Annotated in this window: 15 protein-coding genes; all 15 read left to right on the forward strand. The window is 69.0% G+C overall.

Annotated features, from left to right (window positions below):
* The first annotated feature begins 48 nt into the window (after positions 1 to 48).
* The gene (locus tag IEY84_RS04015) at positions 49 to 1278 is read left to right on the forward strand and encodes an MFS transporter (protein ID WP_260173601.1); all 1230 of its coding nucleotides are present in this window, start codon (positions 49 to 51) and stop codon (positions 1276 to 1278) included.
* 167 nt (positions 1279 to 1445) lie between these two features.
* Positions 1446 to 2984: a UDP-N-acetylmuramoyl-L-alanyl-D-glutamate--2,6-diaminopimelate ligase gene (locus IEY84_RS04020; RefSeq protein WP_476739285.1), complete on the forward strand. Its 1539-nt coding sequence runs from the start codon at positions 1446 to 1448 to the stop codon at positions 2982 to 2984.
* 138 nt (positions 2985 to 3122) lie between these two features.
* Positions 3123 to 4241 (forward strand): phospho-N-acetylmuramoyl-pentapeptide-transferase, encoded by a 1119-nt coding sequence (gene mraY, locus IEY84_RS04025; protein WP_183545298.1) that lies wholly within the window; start codon positions 3123 to 3125, stop codon positions 4239 to 4241.
* Positions 4241 to 5719: a UDP-N-acetylmuramoyl-L-alanine--D-glutamate ligase gene (murD, locus tag IEY84_RS04030; RefSeq protein ID WP_183545420.1), complete on the forward strand. Its 1479-nt coding sequence runs from the start codon at positions 4241 to 4243 to the stop codon at positions 5717 to 5719. Before mraY ends, murD begins: the two co-directional genes overlap by 1 nt.
* A 269-nt stretch (positions 5720 to 5988) precedes the next feature.
* Positions 5989 to 7281, forward strand: a complete 1293-nt coding sequence (gene ftsW, locus IEY84_RS04035; protein WP_183545297.1) for a putative lipid II flippase FtsW — start codon at positions 5989 to 5991, stop codon at positions 7279 to 7281.
* A 13-nt stretch (positions 7282 to 7294) separates the two neighbouring features.
* Positions 7295 to 8371 carry an undecaprenyldiphospho-muramoylpentapeptide beta-N-acetylglucosaminyltransferase gene (gene murG, locus IEY84_RS04040; protein ID WP_183545296.1) on the forward strand — a complete coding sequence of 359 codons (1077 nt, stop codon included), beginning with the start codon at positions 7295 to 7297 and terminating at the stop codon, positions 8369 to 8371.
* Positions 8368 to 9786 carry a UDP-N-acetylmuramate--L-alanine ligase gene (gene murC, locus IEY84_RS04045; RefSeq protein ID WP_183545295.1) on the forward strand — a complete coding sequence of 473 codons (1419 nt, stop codon included), beginning with the start codon at positions 8368 to 8370 and terminating at the stop codon, positions 9784 to 9786. The genes murG and murC overlap by 4 nt, the downstream gene beginning before the upstream one ends.
* Positions 9787 to 9803: 17 nt before the next feature.
* The gene (locus IEY84_RS04050) at positions 9804 to 10709 is read left to right on the forward strand and encodes a cell division protein FtsQ/DivIB (protein ID WP_183545294.1); all 906 of its coding nucleotides are present in this window, start codon (positions 9804 to 9806) and stop codon (positions 10707 to 10709) included.
* Positions 10710 to 10930: 221 nt separating this feature from the next.
* Positions 10931 to 12157 carry a cell division protein FtsZ gene (gene ftsZ, locus IEY84_RS04055; RefSeq protein ID WP_183545293.1) on the forward strand — a complete coding sequence of 409 codons (1227 nt, stop codon included), beginning with the start codon at positions 10931 to 10933 and terminating at the stop codon, positions 12155 to 12157.
* An 11-nt stretch (positions 12158 to 12168) separates the two neighbouring features.
* Complete coding sequence (pgeF, locus tag IEY84_RS04060) at positions 12169 to 12879, forward strand: peptidoglycan editing factor PgeF (protein WP_183545292.1); 711 nt, start codon at positions 12169 to 12171, stop codon at positions 12877 to 12879.
* Complete coding sequence (locus IEY84_RS04065; protein ID WP_183545291.1) at positions 12879 to 13583, forward strand: YggS family pyridoxal phosphate-dependent enzyme; 705 nt, start codon at positions 12879 to 12881, stop codon at positions 13581 to 13583. Before pgeF ends, IEY84_RS04065 begins: the two co-directional genes overlap by 1 nt.
* 36 nt (positions 13584 to 13619) lie before the next feature.
* Entirely contained in the window at positions 13620 to 14105 is a 486-nt protein-coding gene (locus IEY84_RS04070) for a cell division protein SepF (RefSeq protein WP_183545290.1), read from the forward strand.
* Positions 14106 to 14257: 152 nt separating this feature from the next.
* A complete protein-coding gene (locus IEY84_RS04075) occupies positions 14258 to 15025 on the forward strand; it encodes a DivIVA domain-containing protein (protein WP_229788310.1) in 768 nt (255 codons plus the stop codon).
* A gap of 460 nt (positions 15026 to 15485) precedes the next feature.
* Positions 15486 to 15914: a TraR/DksA family transcriptional regulator gene (locus IEY84_RS04080; protein ID WP_183545289.1), complete on the forward strand. Its 429-nt coding sequence runs from the start codon at positions 15486 to 15488 to the stop codon at positions 15912 to 15914.
* A gap of 29 nt (positions 15915 to 15943) precedes the next feature.
* Entirely contained in the window at positions 15944 to 16462 is a 519-nt protein-coding gene (gene lspA / locus IEY84_RS04085) for a signal peptidase II (protein WP_229788312.1), read from the forward strand.
* The last annotated feature ends 12 nt before the right edge of the window (positions 16463 to 16474 follow it).

A 16474-nucleotide genomic window follows, 5' to 3' on the forward strand; every position in this document is an offset into this window, starting at 1 on the left:
GCCTGCCGGCGACGCGTACGAAAGAACGTCTGAGAAGAGGCAAGAAGTATGGGCTCCCACTCCGGGGCAGCAGTAAGTCCGTTCAAGCAACCACGCGCGGTGTGGGCGGTCGCGTTCGCATGCGTGGTGTCGTTCATGGGGATCGGTCTCGTCGACCCGATCCTGCCGGTGCTCGCCGAGGAGCTGGCGGCGACGCCCGCGCAGGTGTCGCTGCTGTTCACCAGCTACCTCGTGGTGACCGCCGTGGCGATGATCGGGGTCGGCTGGGTCTCCAGCCGGATCGGCGCGAAGTGGACGCTGGTCCTCGGTCTGGTGCTGATCGTGGTGTTCGCCGGGCTGGCCGGCACTGTCGACGGGGTCGACGGCATCGTCGGCTTCCGGGCCGGGTGGGGCCTGGGCAACGCGCTGTTCATCTCCACCAGCCTCGCCGTCATCGTCGGCTCGGCGACCAGCGGGTTCGCGGGCGCGATCATCCTCTACGAGACCGCGCTCGGCCTCGGCATCGCGGTCGGCCCGCTCCTCGGCGGCGTGCTCGGTGGGATCTCCTGGCGCGGCCCGTTCTTCGGCGTCTCCGCGCTGATGGCGATCGCGCTGGTCGCCACGCTGGTCTTCCTGCCGCCGACGCCCAAGCCGGAGAAGAAGGTCACCCTGCTCGCGCCGCTCGCCGCGCTGCGCCACCGCGGGCTGCTGACGATGGGCATCATGGCGCTGCTCTACAACTGGGGCTTCTTCACCCTGCTCGGCTACGCGCCCTACCCGATGGGGTTGCACGATCCGCTGCAGCTCGGCTGGGTCTTCTTCGCGTGGGGCATCCTGGTCGCGATCTTCGCCGTGTGGGGTGCGCCGTGGGCGCAGCGACGCTTCGGCACCGCGCCGACCCTCTACGTCAACCTGCTCGGTCTCGGGGCCCTGCTCGCCGTCATCGGCCTGGGCGTCTCCTCACCGACCGTGGTCATCGTGGCCGTGATCCTGTCCGGCATCTTCGTCGGCCTCAACAACACGCTGACCACCCAGGCGGTCATGCTGGTCTCGCCGGTGGAGCGGCCGATCGCGTCGTCGGCCTACGGTTTCGTACGCTTCATCGGCGGCGGTCTCGCGCCGTTCGCCGCGGGCAAGATCGCGGAGGCGACCGACCAGTCGGTGGCCTTCTACGTCGGTGCCGCGGCGTTCCTGATCGCGATCCCCGTCCTGGCCAGCGGCCACCGCCTGATCACCGCCGCCGAGTCTGCGGAGGCCGTCGAGCCGGGTGCGTCCACCTCAGAGCCCGTCCACGCCTGAGACCGCGCCTGAGATGCGCCACGCCGGTGGCCGGTCCGCGATCGTCGGGGTAGTCCGGGAGCAAACTGCCCATATACCGCCAGTAATAGGCAGTTTGCTCCCGGACTACCCCGAGATGGGGCCGGTCCGACGAGACCCCGTCCCCCTGGGCGGATAACCTTCGCCAGGTGAGCAGTGCGTACGAGACGGCGGATCCGAAGAGCCCGACCCGCCCGCGAGTGACGGAGCCGGTGACTCTGGCCGCGCTGGCCGGCGAGTTCGGTCTGGAGGTTCGGGGTGAGGCCCGTGTCACCGGGGTCACGCTGAGCTCTCAACGGGTGCTGCCCGGTGACCTGTACGCCGCCCTCCCCGGCAGCCGGGCGCACGGCGCCAGCTACGCCGCCGGCGCCGTCGAGGCCGGTGCGGTGGCCGTGCTCACCGACGCCGCCGGCGCCGCCGCGCTGGAGGCCCAGGGCCTCGGCGAGGTGCCCGTGCTCCTCGTCGAGCAGCCGCGCAAGGTGCTCGGCGCGCTCTCGGCCCGGGTCTACGGCAACCCCTCGAGCAGGCTGCGGCTGATCGGGGTGACCGGCACCCAGGGCAAGACCACGACCACCCGGCTCGCCGAGAGCGCCCTGCTCGACGCAGGCCACCGGGCCGGCGTCATCGGCACCGTCGGCACCCGGATCGGCGGGCGCGACGTGAAGACGCCGTTGACCACGCCCGAGGCGCCCGACCTGCACGGTCTGTTCGCCCGGATGGTGGAGGAGGGGACCGAGGCGTGTGCCATGGAGGTCTCCTCCCACGCGCTGGTGATGGGGCGCGTGGACGGGGTCGTCTTCGACGTCGCCGTCTTCCTCAACCTCGGCCGCGACCATCTGGACTTCCACGAGACCGTCGAGGACTACTACGCGGCGAAGGCCGACCTGTTCACCCCCGAGCGGGCGATGTTGGGCATCGTCAACATCGACGACGAGCACGGCCGGCGCCTCGCCGCCGAGGCGACCATCCCGATCCTCACCTACGCCCTGCACGACGACTCCGCCGACTGGCGCGCCACCGACGTCGAGCTGCGCCCCGACGGCTCCAGCTTCACCGTCCACGGCCCCGACGGCCTGGAGTTCCCGGCCGCCAGCCCGCTGGCCGGCGACTACAACGTCAGCAACACCCTGGCGGCCCTGGCGAGCATCCACCACGCCTACGGGGATGCGACGGTCGTACGCGATGTCGCCACCGCCCTCGCCAAGGGCTCCGGTGTCCCGGGGCGCCTCGAGCGGGTCGACGAGGGCCAGCCGTTCACCGTCGTGGTCGACTACGCGCACAAGCCGGATGCGGTCGAGGCCGCCCTCGGCACGCTTCGTCCGCTGACCGAGTCCCGGTTGATCGTGGTGATCGGTGCCGGGGGAGACCGCGACACCGGAAAGCGGCCGATCATGGGAGAGATCAGCGCGCGCCTGGCCGACCACGTCATCGTCACCGACGACAACCCCCGCACCGAGGATCCGGCGAGTATCCGGCGACAGGTGCTGGAGGGCACGACCGGTGGAAGCGCGAGCGTCGAGGAGATCGGTGACAGACGCGCCGCGATCGCCCGTGCGATCCGCCTCGCCGAGGCCGGCGACATCGTCGTCGTCGCAGGTAAGGGGCATGAGACGGGTCAGGAGATCAACGGCGTCACCCACCCGTTCGACGACCGCGAGGTGGTTCGTGAGGCGCTGTCGTCACACTGATCGATGTGCTGATACGGCGGGGTGCCGCAGAGCCGGCGAACCCGTAGGGAAGAATGCCCGGGGCCGGTGTCTTCGCTATGCACACCGGCCCGGGGGCAAGGACCAGGAACGGCATGGCAAGGAAGGCACCCGGCTGACATGAGAGCGATCTTGCTGAGCGGAGCGATTGCGCTTCTGTTCTCGCTGCTCGGCACCCGATTTGCGATCGTCCAGTTCACGAAGTTGGGCTACGGCCAGGAGATCCGCGAGGACGGGCCGACGACCCACCGCACCAAGCGCGGCACCCCGACCATGGGTGGCGTGGCGATCGTGATCTCTGTCGTCGTGGGCTACTTCGCGGCCAAGCTGCTGACCGGCGACGCACCGAGTGCGACGGCGTACCTGCTGCTCTTCCTGCTCGTGGGCATGGCTGCGGTCGGCTTCGTCGACGACTTCATCAAGGTCTTCATGCAGCGCAACCTCGGTCTGCGCGCCTGGTCCAAGATGGTCGGACAGACACTGGTCGCGGTCGGCTTCGGCGCAGTCGCGATCCACCCTGCCCTGGAGAACGACGACGGCATCACGCCGGCCGCCGACCAGCTCTCCTTCATCCGTGACTTCGGACCACACTTCCTCGGCGGCGACGGGATCCTCTACTGGCTCGGCGGCGCGCTGCTGCTGGTCATCTTCTGGATCATGGTCACCGGCACGTCGAACGCCACCAACCTCACCGATGGCCTGGACGGGCTGCTCGCGGCCTCCTCGGCGATCGTCTTCGCCGCCTACACGATCATCTCGATCTGGCAGAACAACCAGCGCTGCGGCCGGCCGAGCGTGGAGATCGGCACCTGCTACGAGGTGCGCGACCCGCTCGACATGGCGATCCTCGGCGCCGCGATCAGCGGTGCGTGCATCGGCTTCCTGTGGTGGAACGCCAGCCCCGCGAAGATCTTCATGGGCGACACCGGCTCGCTGGCGCTCGGCTCCGTGCTGGCCGGCTTCGCGATCCTGTCGCACACCGAGTTCCTGCTGATCATCCTCGGTGGTCTGTTCGTGATGGAGACCGCAGCGGTGATGCTGCAGGTGAGCTGGTTCAAGCTCTCCCGCCGTCTGACAGGCACACCGAAGCGGATCTTCCGGATGACGCCGATCCATCACCACTTCGAGTTGCTCGGCTGGGAGCAGGTCACGGTGACCATCCGGTTCTGGATCCTCACCGGCCTCTTCGTGGCGGTCGGCCTGGGAATCTTCTACGCCGAATGGGTGGCGACGATCTGATGACCGATCCCGACGACAAGCGCAAGAAGCTCGACGAGCTCGGTCGCAACGACTCCTGGGAGGGCGTGAAGGCGGTCGTGGCCGGCTTCGGCGTCTCCGGCTTCGCCGCCGCCGACAACCTCACCCACCTGGGCGCCGCCGTGATCGCGCTCGACGAGTCGCCGGGCGACGAGGAGCGCCAGGAGAAGGCCAAGCTCCTCGGCATCCTCGGCGCCGACGTACGCCTCGGCGAGGGCTCCACCCACGTGCTGCCCGACGACGTCGACGTCGTGGTCACCTCTCCCGGCTGGCGGCCGACGGCTCCGCTGCTCGCCCAGGCGCGCGAGCGCGGGATCCCGATCTGGGGAGAGGTCGAGCTCGCCTGGCGGCTGCGCTCCACTGGTCCAGATGGCAACGCCGCCCCCTGGCTGGCGGTCACCGGCACCAACGGCAAGACCACGACCGTGCAGATGCTCGACAACATCCTGCGTACGGCCGGGCTCCGGTCCGTCGCCGTCGGCAACGTCGGCCTGCCGATCGTCGAGGCCGTGATGGACCCCGAGCCCTACGACGTCTTCGCCGTGGAGCTCTCCTCCTTCCAGCTCCACTACACCTCCTCGATGGCCGCCGAGGCGGCCGTGGTCCTCAACATCGCCGAGGACCACCTCGACTGGTACCCGTCGATGAAGGAGTACGCCGCCGACAAGGGCCGCGTCTACGAGGGCGTCGAGCTGGCCTGTGTCTACAACGTCGCCGACGAGGCCACGATGCACCTGGTCGAGGAGGCCGACGTCGTCGAGGGCGCCCGCGCGATCGGCTTCACCCTCGGCACCCCGGCGGTGGGTCAGGTCGGGATCGTCGAAGACATCCTGGTCGACCGGGCCTTCATCGAGGAACGCCAGACCTCCGCCGCGGAGCTGTGCCAGATCTCCGATCTCGCCTCCGCCGCACCCCACTACGTCCAGAACGCCCTGGCCGCGGCCGCGCTCGCCCGGGCGCACGGGGTCTCCCAGGCCGCCGTACGCGACGGACTGATGTCGTTCCGCCCCGACGGCCACCGCATCGAGGTCGTCGCCGAGGCCGGTGGCATCACCTGGGTCGACGACTCCAAGGCGACCAACCCGCACGCCGCCCAGGCCTCCTTGCAGGCCTACGACCCGGTGGTCTGGATCGCCGGCGGCCTGGCCAAGGGCGCCCGCTTCGAAGACTTGGTCGCCTCTGTCCACGACCGGCTGCGGGCCGTCGTCCTGATCGGTCAGGACCGCGACGTCATCGCCGCCGCCCTCGCCGCCCACGCACCCCAGGTCGAGATCGCCGACATCGCGACCGCCGACGGTGAGGCCGCCATCGCCGAGGCCGTCCAGATCGCCGCCGCCCTCGCGAAGCCGGGCGACACCGTCCTCCTCGCCCCAGGCTGCGCCAGCCAGGACCAGTTCCGCGACTACAAGGTCCGCGGCGACGCCTTCGCCGATGCCGTACGCCGAAACGTCAGTTCCTGACGCCGAGACGTCAGTTCCTGACCGCGAGACGTCAGTTTGTGACCGCGAGCGGTCGATTCTTGACGCCGAGTGCCAGCAGCTGTCGCGATTTCGACAACTGACTTCTCGATCTCAGAAATCGACGCCTCGCGGTCAAGAATCGACCTCTCGACGTCAGAAACTGACTTCTCGGGGCAGGGGCGACACGCGGGGCCAGATGTGAAGGGTTGGGGAGGTAGGCGGGGAGAATGTAATGGACGTACGTCGCACCGCAACTGGGAGGTAGGGCCGTGACGACCACCAGCCCCGACCAGACCGGTGCCGGCGCGAACGAGCAGGCGAAGGCGTACCCGAAGACGGTTCTCGACTACCTCAAGGCCTGGTTCCACGCGCTGCGGGTGGCGCTGAACCGACCGCTGGCGGCCTACTACCTGCTGCTCACCAGCACGGCCCTGCTGCTGACCATCGGACTGATCATGGTGCTGAGCGCCTCGAGCGTGTGGTCCTACCAGAACCTGGACAACTCCTACGCGGTCGTCGGGCGGCAGGTGCTCTGGGTGATCATCGGCGTCCCGTGCGCGTTCATCGCCTCCAAGATCAGGCCGAAGCACCTGCGCCGGCTGGCCTGGCCGGGCTACATCGTCGCCTGCGTGCTGCTCTTCCTGACGATCTTCCTGGGTCACGACGTCAACGGACAGCAGAACTGGATCGGGGCCGGCCCGGTCAAGATCCAGCCGAGCGAGATCGCCAAGCTGGCCATCGTGCTGTGGGCGGCTCATGTCTACGCGCTCAAGGAGCGCCGGCTCGACAGCCTCCACGAGGTGCTGATGCCGGTTCTGCCGGGCATCGCGCTGGCCACCGGGCTGGTCCTCGCCGGCCGGGACCTCGGCACCGCACTGGTCTTCTTCACGATCGTGCTCGGGATGCTGTGGGTGGTCGGGGCGCCCGGGCGGCTGTTCGGGATGGCGATCTCGATCATCGGCGTCTCGGTGCTGTTCCTGATCAGCACCGACACCGAGCGGCTCGCCCGGCTGACCAGCTTCGCGGACCCGTTCAAGGACTACCACGGGCAGGGCTGGCAGCCCTCCCACGGTCTCTACGCCCTCAGCTCGGGCGGCGTCCTGGGCCAGGGGATCGGCGCCTCGCAGCAGAAGTGGGGCGACCTGCCGGAGGCCCACACCGACTACATCTTCGCGGTGCTGGGCGAGGAGCTCGGCCTGGTCGGCACCCTGCTGGTCGTCGGCCTCTTCCTGACCCTCGCCTTCGCGCTGGTCAAGGTGGCCCGCCAGACCGACCGGCCGTTCGTACGCTACTTCAGCTTCGGTGTGCTGGTCTGGCTGCTCGGCCAGATGATCATCAACGTCGGCATGGTGCTCGCCCTGCTGCCGGTCATCGGCATCCCACTGCCACTGGTCTCCTACGGCGGCTCGGCGCTGATCCCGTCGATGGTCGCACTCGGCGTCGTCATCGGCTTCGCCCGTCGCGAACCCGCAGCTGCCGCGGCGCTGAAGCACCGTAAAGCCTTGGCAAAGGATCGGGCGCGCCAGGCAGCCGCCTACCGGTCCGCGCAACGCACCCGATAAGTTCTGACGCATCATGAAGGCCCTCCTCGCCGGCGGTGGCACCGCCGGACACACGTCCCCCCTTCTCGCCACGGCTGATGCCCTGCGCCGTCTGGACCCGAGCGTGGAGGTGACCTGCCTCGGCACCCCTCGCGGCTTGGAGAACCAGGTGGTGCCGGCTGCGGGATACCCGCTCGAGCTGATCCCCCCGGTCCCGCTGCCGCGCCAGCTCAGCAGCGACCTGCTCAAGGTGCCGGCCAACCTGAAGGGCGCGGTCGAGGCGACCTACGAGGTGCTCGACCGGGTCCGGCCGGACGTCGTCGTCGGCTACGGCGGCTACGTCTCGATGCCTGCCTATCTCGCCGCGAAGCGACGTCGCATCCCGATCGTCGTGCACGAGGGCAACGCGATGCCCGGGCTCGCCAACAAGGCGGGTGCCCGGGTCGCCGACCGGGTCGCGGTGAGCTTCCCGGACACCAAGCTGCCCAAGGCCGAATACATCGGGCTGCCGATCCGCCGGATGATCTCGACGATGGACCGCTGGGCGCTGCGCGCGGAGGCCCGGAGCTTCTTCGGGCTCGACCAGCACCGTCCCACCATCGTGGTCACCGGTGGCTCCCAGGGCGCCCGGACGATCAACGACTCGGTCTCCGGCGCCTACCGCACCCTGGCCAGCAACGGGATCCAGGTGCTCCACGTGATCGGCCCGAAGAACGACCTGGCCTCGCCCGGCCCCGGCTACCACGTGCTCAACTACGTCGACCGGATGGACCTCGCCCTGGCCGCGGCCGACCTGATGATCTGCCGCTCCGGGGCCAACTCGGTGATCGAGGCGAGCGCCGTGGGAGTGCCGGCCGTCTACGTGCCGCTCCCGATCGGCAACGGCGAGCAGGCGCTCAACGCGCGGGCCGTCGTCGACGCCGGTGGTGCCGTGCTGGTCTCCGACGCGGACATGAACGCCGCCTGGGTCGCTGCCCACGTCCCCCCGATCGTCACCGACCGCGCCCGGCTCGAGGCGATGTCGAAGGCCGCCAGCGACCTGGTGCCGCGCGATGCCGACGAGCGGCTGGCACGGATCGTGCTGGAGACGGCGCAGGGAGGTAAGTCATGAGGGTGCCTGTTCCCGAGCACATCCTGCCGGCCGAGCAGCTGGGCCGGGTCCACTTCATCGGCATCGGCGGCGCGGGCCTGTCCGCGATCGCCCGGGTCATGCTGGCGCGGGGGATCGAGGTCTCCGGCAGCGACGGCGCCGACTCGTCGATGGTGGCGGCGCTGCGCGAGGAGGGTGCGACCGTCTACGTCGGTCACGACGCCTCCCAGGTCGACGGCGTCGACACCCTGATCGTCTCCACCGCGATCCGCGAGGACAACCCTGAGTACGTCGCGGCGCGCGAGAAGGGCCTGCGGATCTATCCGCGCTCGGCCGGCTTGGCCTCGGTGATGGAGGGCCGCCGCGTCCTTGCCGTCGCCGGCACCCACGGCAAGACCACCACGACGTCGCTGCTGACCGTCGCCCTGCAGACGGCCGGCGCAGCACCGACCTACACGGTCGGCGGTGAGCTCGCGGCGTCGGGCACCAACGCCGCCGAGGGCTCGAGCGACCTGTTCGTCGCCGAGGCCGACGAGTCCGACGGTGCCTTCCTGGTCTACAAGCCGTATGCCGCGGTCGTCACCAACGTCGAGGCCGATCACCTCGACCAGTGGGGCACCGAGGAGGCCTACCGCGAGGGTTTCGCCCAGTTCGTGGGGCGGCTCGCTCCCGACGGGTTCCTGGTCGCGATCATCGACGACCCTGGCGCCGCCGACCTGCGCCACGTCGCTCACTCGCTCGGGCGCCGCTTCATCGGCGTCGGTGAGTCGGAGCTGGCCGACGTACGCGCGGTCGACATCGTCCTGGAGGGCACCACCTCCTCGTTCACCGTCGTCGACGGGCTCGACGAGCTGGGCCGGATCAGGCTGCAGATCCCCGGGCGCCACTACGTCGCCGACGCGCTCGCCGCGCTGACCGTGGGCCTGCGCCTGGGCCACTCCTTCGACCTGCTCAAGGCGGGGCTGGAGTCGTTCACCGGCACCCGGCGGAGGATGGAGCGCAAGGGCGAGGCCGCCGGCGTACGTGTCTACGACTCCTACGCCCACCACCCCTCCGAGATCGCCGGCGACCTCGTCTCCGGCAGGTCCGTGGCCGGCGACGGGCGGCTCATCGTCGCCTTCCAGCCGCACATGGTCTCCCGCACCCGGATCTTCGGCGAGGAGATGGGCCGCGTGCTCGGTGCCGCCGACGAGGTCGTCGTCCTCGACGTCTACCTGGCCCGCGAGGACTACGACCCCGAGGTCACCGGCAAGCTCGTCGCCGACGCGGTGCCGCTGCCGCCCGACCGGGTCGCCAGCGTCTCGGGGCTCGAGGAAGCCGCTGCCGAGCTGGCCCGCCGCGCGCGTCCGGGTGACCTGGTTCTGACCCTCGGGGCAGGTACCGTGACCGAGGTGGGCCCGATGGTGCTGGCCAGGCTACGTACGGCCGAGCAGTAACGCTGGGGGAGGCGAGCATGGGGGAGAACGGGTCGGGCGTCGAGACGAGCGAGGGAGTGGGCGCGCAGATCGACCAGTCGGCGTCCGGGGAGCGCGAGATCGACCTCGGCTCGGCGGAGGCGAAGGCCGGCGCTGAGCCGCGCAACGAGTCGACCCCGGAGCCGGATGGTCCTGGAGTCGACGCGACGACCCTCAAGAGCCGCAAGGCGTTCGCCCGCCGCCAGTGGCGGCGACGCTGGCTCGCCTGGCGCTATCTCATCGTCGGCACCCTGGTCATCGCGCTGCTGCTCGGCGGGATCTGGGCGGTCTACTTCTCCACCTGGCTGCAGGTCAAGGGCACCTCGGTGCACGGCTCGATGAAGATGACCAGCGCCAAGGAGGTCGTCGAGTTCGCGGCGGCCCCGCTCGGGGAGCCGCTGGCCACCGCCGACCTGGAGGCCGTGCAGGTGCGCGTGCTCAACGGGCTGCCGATGGTGCGCTCGGTCAACGTCTCGCGAGAGTGGCCCGACAAGATCCGGGTCGACGTCACCGAACGTACGCCGGTAGCGGTCGTCTCCATCGGCGGGCGACTGCGCGCGCTCGACGAGACCGGCACCGTCTTCTGGGGCTACAAGAAGGCGCCGGCCGGCCTGCCGATGGTGAACACCGTGACCGGCACCAACTCCGATGCGCTCCGCGAGTCGGCCGCGGTGGCCTCGGCCCTTCCGGCGGAGCTGGCCAAGAAGGTCGACCACGTCGAGGTGACCACCGTGGACTCGATCTCGCTCGAGCTGCGCAACGACAAGCGCGTGGTGTGGGGGAGCAGTGCTCAGTCCGACACCAAGGCCGACGTACTGGTCGCGCTGATGAAGGCGGAGCCCGATGTGGCCCGCTACGACGTCTCCGTGCCCGGCCAGCCGGTGACCAGCAAGAGCGTCGACTGATCCTGAGCGAGGTCGTCCTACTGACGGCTCTGCCACATCGCCTCTACCGGACGGTACGAGATCGGCACAACTGATCCGCGTCCGCGTGTCGCGCCAGTTTGAGGACGTACGTCTGCCTACTGTTCTGAGAACGGCGAGGTTGACATAACTATAACCCTCAGGCTGAGGGTAAGGGTTTAACCGGCCGTAAGAACCAACCAGCGATCGAAGGGGCGACCACCGTGGGAGCTGCACAGAACTATCTGGCGATCATCAAGGTCGTCGGCATCGGTGGCGGCGGCGTCAACGCTGTCAACCGGATGATCGAGGTCGGCCTCAAGGGGGTCGAGTTCATCGCCATCAACACCGACGCGCAGGCTCTGCTGATGAGCGACGCCGACGTCAAGCTCGACATCGGTCGTGAGCTCACCCGCGGTCTCGGTGCCGGCGCCAACCCGGGCGTGGGGGAGAGCGCAGCCGAGGATCACGCCGACGAGATCGAAGAGGTCATCAAGGGCGCCGACATGGTCTTCGTGACCGCCGGCGAGGGGGGCGGGACCGGCACCGGCGGCGCCCCGGTCGTGGCGCGGATCGCCCGCAGCCTCGGTGCGCTGACCATCGGTGTTGTGACCCGCCCGTTCGCCTTCGAGGGCCGCCGCCGCGCCAACTCCGCCGAGGACGGGATCGCCAAGCTCCGCGAGGAGGTCGACACCCTCATCGTCATCCCCAACGACCGGCTGCTGTCGATCTCGGACCGCAACGTTTCGGTGATGGACGCGTTCCGCCAGGCCGACCAGGTGCTGCTGCAGGGTGTCTCCGGCATCACCGACCTGATCACCACTCCCGGCCTGATCAACCTCGACTTCGCCGACGTGAAGTCGGTCATGTCCAACGCCGGCTCGGCGCTGATGGGCATCGGGTCCGCCCGCGGCGACAACCGCAGCGTCGAGGCCGCCGAGATGGCCGTCTCCTCCCCGCTGCTGGAGGCGTCGATCGACGGCGCCCACGGTGTCCTGCTCTCGATCGCGGGTGGCTCCGACCTCGGTCTCTTCGAGATCAACGAGGCCGCCGCGCTGGTCGCTGACGCGGTCCACCAGGAGGCCAACATCATCTTCGGTGCGACCATCGACGATGCGCTCGGCGACGAGGTCCGGGTCACCGTGATCGCGGCCGGGTTCGACGGCGGCATGCCCAAGCGTCGCGAGGGCCAGTCGGCGCTCGGCACCGTGCAGGGCCGTGCCAGCACCCCGCCGCCCACCAACAACGGTGAGACCGCCGCCGTGGCCACGGCAGTGGCCACCCGGCGCGCCGAGGAGCCCGAGGAGACTTCGGCCCCGGCCAAGCCCGCGGCCCCGGCCACGCCTCCGCCCGCGGCTCCGCCGGCCGAACCGGCTCCGGTCGCCAAGAAGCCCGCGCCGAGCGTCCAGTACAGCGACGACGAGCTCGACGTCCCCGACTTCTTGAAGTAAGGACCCCACGCTTGTACAGCTTCCGAGCCTCAGCAGGCCTCGTCGACCTGGCGTTCACCGACAGGTACGGCGGGGTCAGCCGTGCTCCGTACGCCGAGCTCAACCTGGCTGTCAACGGCTCCGACTCGGCGGAGGCGAAGGCCGAGAACCATCGTCTGCTGCTGGCCGACTTCGCCGACGGCGCACCCTACGCCGACCTCTACCAGGTCCACGGCGATGTGGTCGTCGACGCGGAGTGCGGGACCCGTCCCGAGGCGGACGGGATCGTCACCACCGAACGTGACCTGGTGCTGCTGGTCCGCACCGCCGACTGCGTACCCGTGCTGTTCGCGGACGAGGCGGCCGGGGTGATCGGCGCCGCACATGCCGGACGCAAGGGGATGGCGGCCGGGGTCGTGCCCGCGACCATCACCCGGATGCGCGCGCTCGGCGCGACCCGGATCACCGCATGGGTGGGTCCGCACGTGTGCGGCAAGTGCTACGAGGTGCCTGCCGAGATGCAGGAGGAGATCACCGCGGTCGAGCCGGCCACGCGCGCCACCACGAGCTGGGGCACCCCGAGCCTCGACGTGGGCGCCGGAGTGCTCGCCCAGCTCGCCCGCGAGGACGTCGAGACGGTCGACGCCAGCCGCTGCACCCGTGAGTCCGAGGACCTCTACTCCTACCGCCGCGACGGTGCCGGCATGTCGCTGGGCGCCCTGATCCGGATGCGGGGTGCCTGATGGTGACCACTCGCTCCGATCAGATCGCCGCAGGACTCGCGGGGACCCGCGAGCGGATCGACGCGGCGGCTGAGGCCGCCGGTCGCCCCGCCGAGGACGTCCACCTGGTGGTGGTCACCAAGTTCTTCCCGGCCTCCGACGTACGCATCCTGGCCGGTCTCGGTGTCACCGACGTGGGTGAGAATCGTCACCAGGAGGCAGCGGCCAAGGCGGCCGAGTGCGCCGACCTGGGGCTGCGCTGGCACTACATCGGCGGGCTCCAGTCCAACAAGGCGGCCGCCGTGGCCGGCTACGCCGACGTGGTCGAGTCCGTCGACCGGTCCTCGCTGCTGCCCCGGCTCAGCCGCGGTGCTGGCGAGCGCGGCCAGCTCATCGACGTACTCCTGCAGGTCTCCCTCGACCCGCCCGGCCGCGAGGGTCGTGCGGGAGCGGATCCCGGTGACGTTCGCGACCTCGCTGCTGAGGTCGTGGCGACCGAGGGGCTCCGACTGAGCGGACTGATGGCGGTGGCGCCTCTCGGCGAGGAACCGGAGCCGGCCTTCGCTCGACTCGCCCGGATCCGGGAGGACTTCCTGGTCGAGCATCCCGATGCGACAGTGCTGTCTGCGGGGATGAGCGGCGACCTGGAACAGGCGATTGCCCATGGCGCGACACACGTACGTGTCGGGTCTGCGGTCCTCGGAGAGAGGCCAACTGTCAAGTAATGTCTCGGACAGCAATACTTTGGGGAAGGTGGGAACATGGGCGGCGCAATGCGCAGGTTCGGTGAATACCTCGGCCTGCTGGAGGACACCGGCTACGACGACGATGTCTACGAGGGCGACGACGACGAGACCCGCTCCCATGAGGCCGTCAAGGCGCCGGTGCGGTCGAAGCAGTCCCGTCCGGCCCCGGTGGCCGATCTGTCCGAGAGGCGACGAGCAACGGTGGTTCCTGCAGTGGCAGAGCTTTCCAAGATCATCACGCTGACCCCGACGTCCTACAACGAGGCGCGTCAGATCGGCGAGAACTACCGCGACGGCACCCCGGTGATCATGAACCTCACCGAGATGAACGATCCCGACGCGAAACGGCTCGTCGACTTTGCGGCCGGCCTGATCTTTGCTACCTATGGGAACATCGAGAGGGTCACCAACAAGGTGTTTCTCATCTCGCCTGCGAACGTCTCGGTCACGGCCGAGGCCAAGCAGAGGATCGTCGAAGGCGGCTTCTTCAACCAGAGCTGAGACCTTCGTCACCTGCCCGTGGGCGCCTTGATGCGGTCCGCATCTGGCATGTCTATGGACAGGCGCTAGAGTTTCGACAGCATTACCTGATGCCGCCCCCCGGCGGTGCAGTCCGTACGTCTGAGTCAACCGAGTAATGAATGGGTGAGGTCATGCCGCTGACGCCAGAGGACGTGAGCAACAAGCGCTTTACTCCCGTCCGGCTCCGCGAGGGCTACGACATGGGCGAGGTGGACCAGTTCCTCGACGAGGTCGAGGCCGAACTGGCACGTCTCACCCGGGAGAACGACGACCTTCGCGGGAAGTTGGCATCTGCGCAGTCGGGTGGGGGTCCGTCCTTCCCGATGGCTCCCGAGCCGCCTGCTCCTGAGCCGATGCCGGCTCCCGAGCCGGTGTCCCACCAGATGCCGATGTATCAGGAGGCACCGCAGACCGGCGGTATCGAGACGATCCGGGTCGAGACCGTGCCGGAGGCGTCCAACGCCGCCGCGCGCCTGCTCGAGCTGGCCACGCGCAACCACGACGCGCTCATCGACACCGCGAAGAACGACGCCGACAAGATCGTCGGCGAGGCCCGCACCAAGGCCGAGCGTCTCGAGGCCGAGTCGAAGTCGAAGGCCGACCGCATGGAGGCCGACGCGCGTACTCGTGCGCAGATGCTCGACAGCGAGACCGCCGAGCGTCGTCAGCAGCTCTTCGGCGAGCTGGAGCGGGAGAAGGACAACCTGACCACCGAGGTCGACACGCTGCGCAACTTCGAGCGTGAGTACCGGTCGCGTCTCAAGAGCTACTTCACGCAGCAGCTCGACGCGCTCAACAACTCGGCTGAGTCACAGGCGCCGGTCATGGCCGCCGCCGTCAACGAGTCGGGCCCTGCGCCCAAGCGTCTGCGCTCCATCCTGGGGGAGGACGAGGGGTAGATCTCCTCGTAGTCAGGCTTCCGTCGGCCGGTCCCGCTTCGCGGGGCCGGCCGATGCGTGCGTTCACTGTTGTTTGCTGATCTCTGAGCAGATCGCGTTGTAGCAGGTCAGGCAGGTCCTGTATGAGGATTGCCTGATTTTTCCGCGCTGCGGACCAATATCCGTGCAGTTTCGGTGTGTTTGTTGAGTGGAGCCCGTTCCCGGGCTACATTCCGGGCACGCACTCCGCACCGACTCGGCGGCGCGAAGTGATGGCAGGAGAAAGGGGACTCCATGTCCGTATCCATGAGCGGTCGCGTCGGTGCGACCGTTGGACGCATCTGTGTGGTGCCGTCCGAGCTTTCTGGGAATACCAGCCTCTCGACCATGGCTTCCACGTCGGTGGCCGTGGCGAGCGCATAGCCAACCTGACCACTGCGCGGCCCGGGGGGCCGTGTTCTCACACCAGAAAGCGAGTGCCGTGCCTAAGAAAGCAACCAAGACCGTCGTCTCTCCCGACCAGCTGAAGGTCAGGGACGGAGAGGACCCGTGGACCAAGGATGAGCTCAACGAGGTCATCGACGAGCTTCACGAGATGAGGGCTCACAGCCACGAGGTGCTCACCGCCCTCGAGGCCGAGCTCTCGGGCCTGATGAAGGACTCCGGCGACGGCGCCGGCCAGGATCAGGCCGACATGGGCGCGACCAGCTTCGAGCGTGACCACGAGCTGACCGTGGTCAACAGCGAGAAGGACAAGCTGGCCCAGATCGAGCGTGTCCTGGGATACCTCGAGGACGGCACGTACGGCATCTGTGAGTCCTGCGGGGAGCCGATCGGCAAGATGCGGCTCATGGCGTTCCCGCGTGCCACACTGTGCATGACATGCAAGCAGCGCGAGGAGCGTCGCTGAGCGACGCGCATACCGGTCCTGAGTCCGACGTGCGTCCTGTTCGATGGGCGGAGTTCGCGGCCGTCGCAGTGCCTCTGCTGGTCATCGACCAGCTCACGAAGCTCTGGGCGGTCGCGAATCTCGTTCCCGGGCAGCCGCAGGAGCTGATCGGCTCGGTGCTGCAGCTCAACATCATCCGCAACCCGGGAGCGGCCTTCTCGGCGGGGACCGGACACACCTGGATCTTCACGACGCTCTCGATCGTGGCCACGATCGGCGTGCTCTGGTTCGCCCGTCGGGTGCGTCACCGGGGGTGGGCCTTCGCGCTCGGCATCCTGATCGCCGGCATCTGCGGGAACCTGATCGACCGGCTGACGCGTGAGCCCGGGTTCTACCTGGGACACGTGGTCGACTTCCTGCAGCTTCCCAACTGGCCGATCTTCAATGTCGCCGACATGTGCATCAACGTGGCGGCGGTGCTGATCGTGATCCTCTCGTTCAAGGGGATCGGGCTCGACGGGTCGATCGACGGCGGTGCGGCAGACGAGGCCGAAGGCGAGAAGAAGTGAACTTCGGTCATG

Origin of the sequence: Nocardioides albus (genome assembly GCF_014648255.1) — a bacterium.
Classification (GTDB): Bacteria; Actinomycetota; Actinomycetes; order Propionibacteriales; family Nocardioidaceae; genus Nocardioides; species Nocardioides albus.

Coding starts and splice junctions, on each gene's coding strand:
- IEY84_RS04015 (WP_260173601.1), top strand. CDS start 49: ATGGGCTCCCACTCCGGGGCAGCAGTAAGTCCGTTCAAGCAACCACGC.
- mraY (WP_183545298.1), top strand. CDS start 3,123: ATGAGAGCGATCTTGCTGAGCGGAGCGATTGCGCTTCTGTTCTCGCTG.
- murD (WP_183545420.1), top strand. CDS start 4,241: ATGACCGATCCCGACGACAAGCGCAAGAAGCTCGACGAGCTCGGTCGC.
- murG (WP_183545296.1), top strand. CDS start 7,295: ATGAAGGCCCTCCTCGCCGGCGGTGGCACCGCCGGACACACGTCCCCC.
- murC (WP_183545295.1), top strand. CDS start 8,368: ATGAGGGTGCCTGTTCCCGAGCACATCCTGCCGGCCGAGCAGCTGGGC.
- IEY84_RS04050 (WP_183545294.1), top strand. CDS start 9,804: ATGGGGGAGAACGGGTCGGGCGTCGAGACGAGCGAGGGAGTGGGCGCG.
- IEY84_RS04065 (WP_183545291.1), top strand. CDS start 12,879: ATGGTGACCACTCGCTCCGATCAGATCGCCGCAGGACTCGCGGGGACC.
- IEY84_RS04070 (WP_183545290.1), top strand. CDS start 13,620: ATGGGCGGCGCAATGCGCAGGTTCGGTGAATACCTCGGCCTGCTGGAG.
- IEY84_RS04075 (WP_229788310.1), top strand. CDS start 14,258: ATGCCGCTGACGCCAGAGGACGTGAGCAACAAGCGCTTTACTCCCGTC.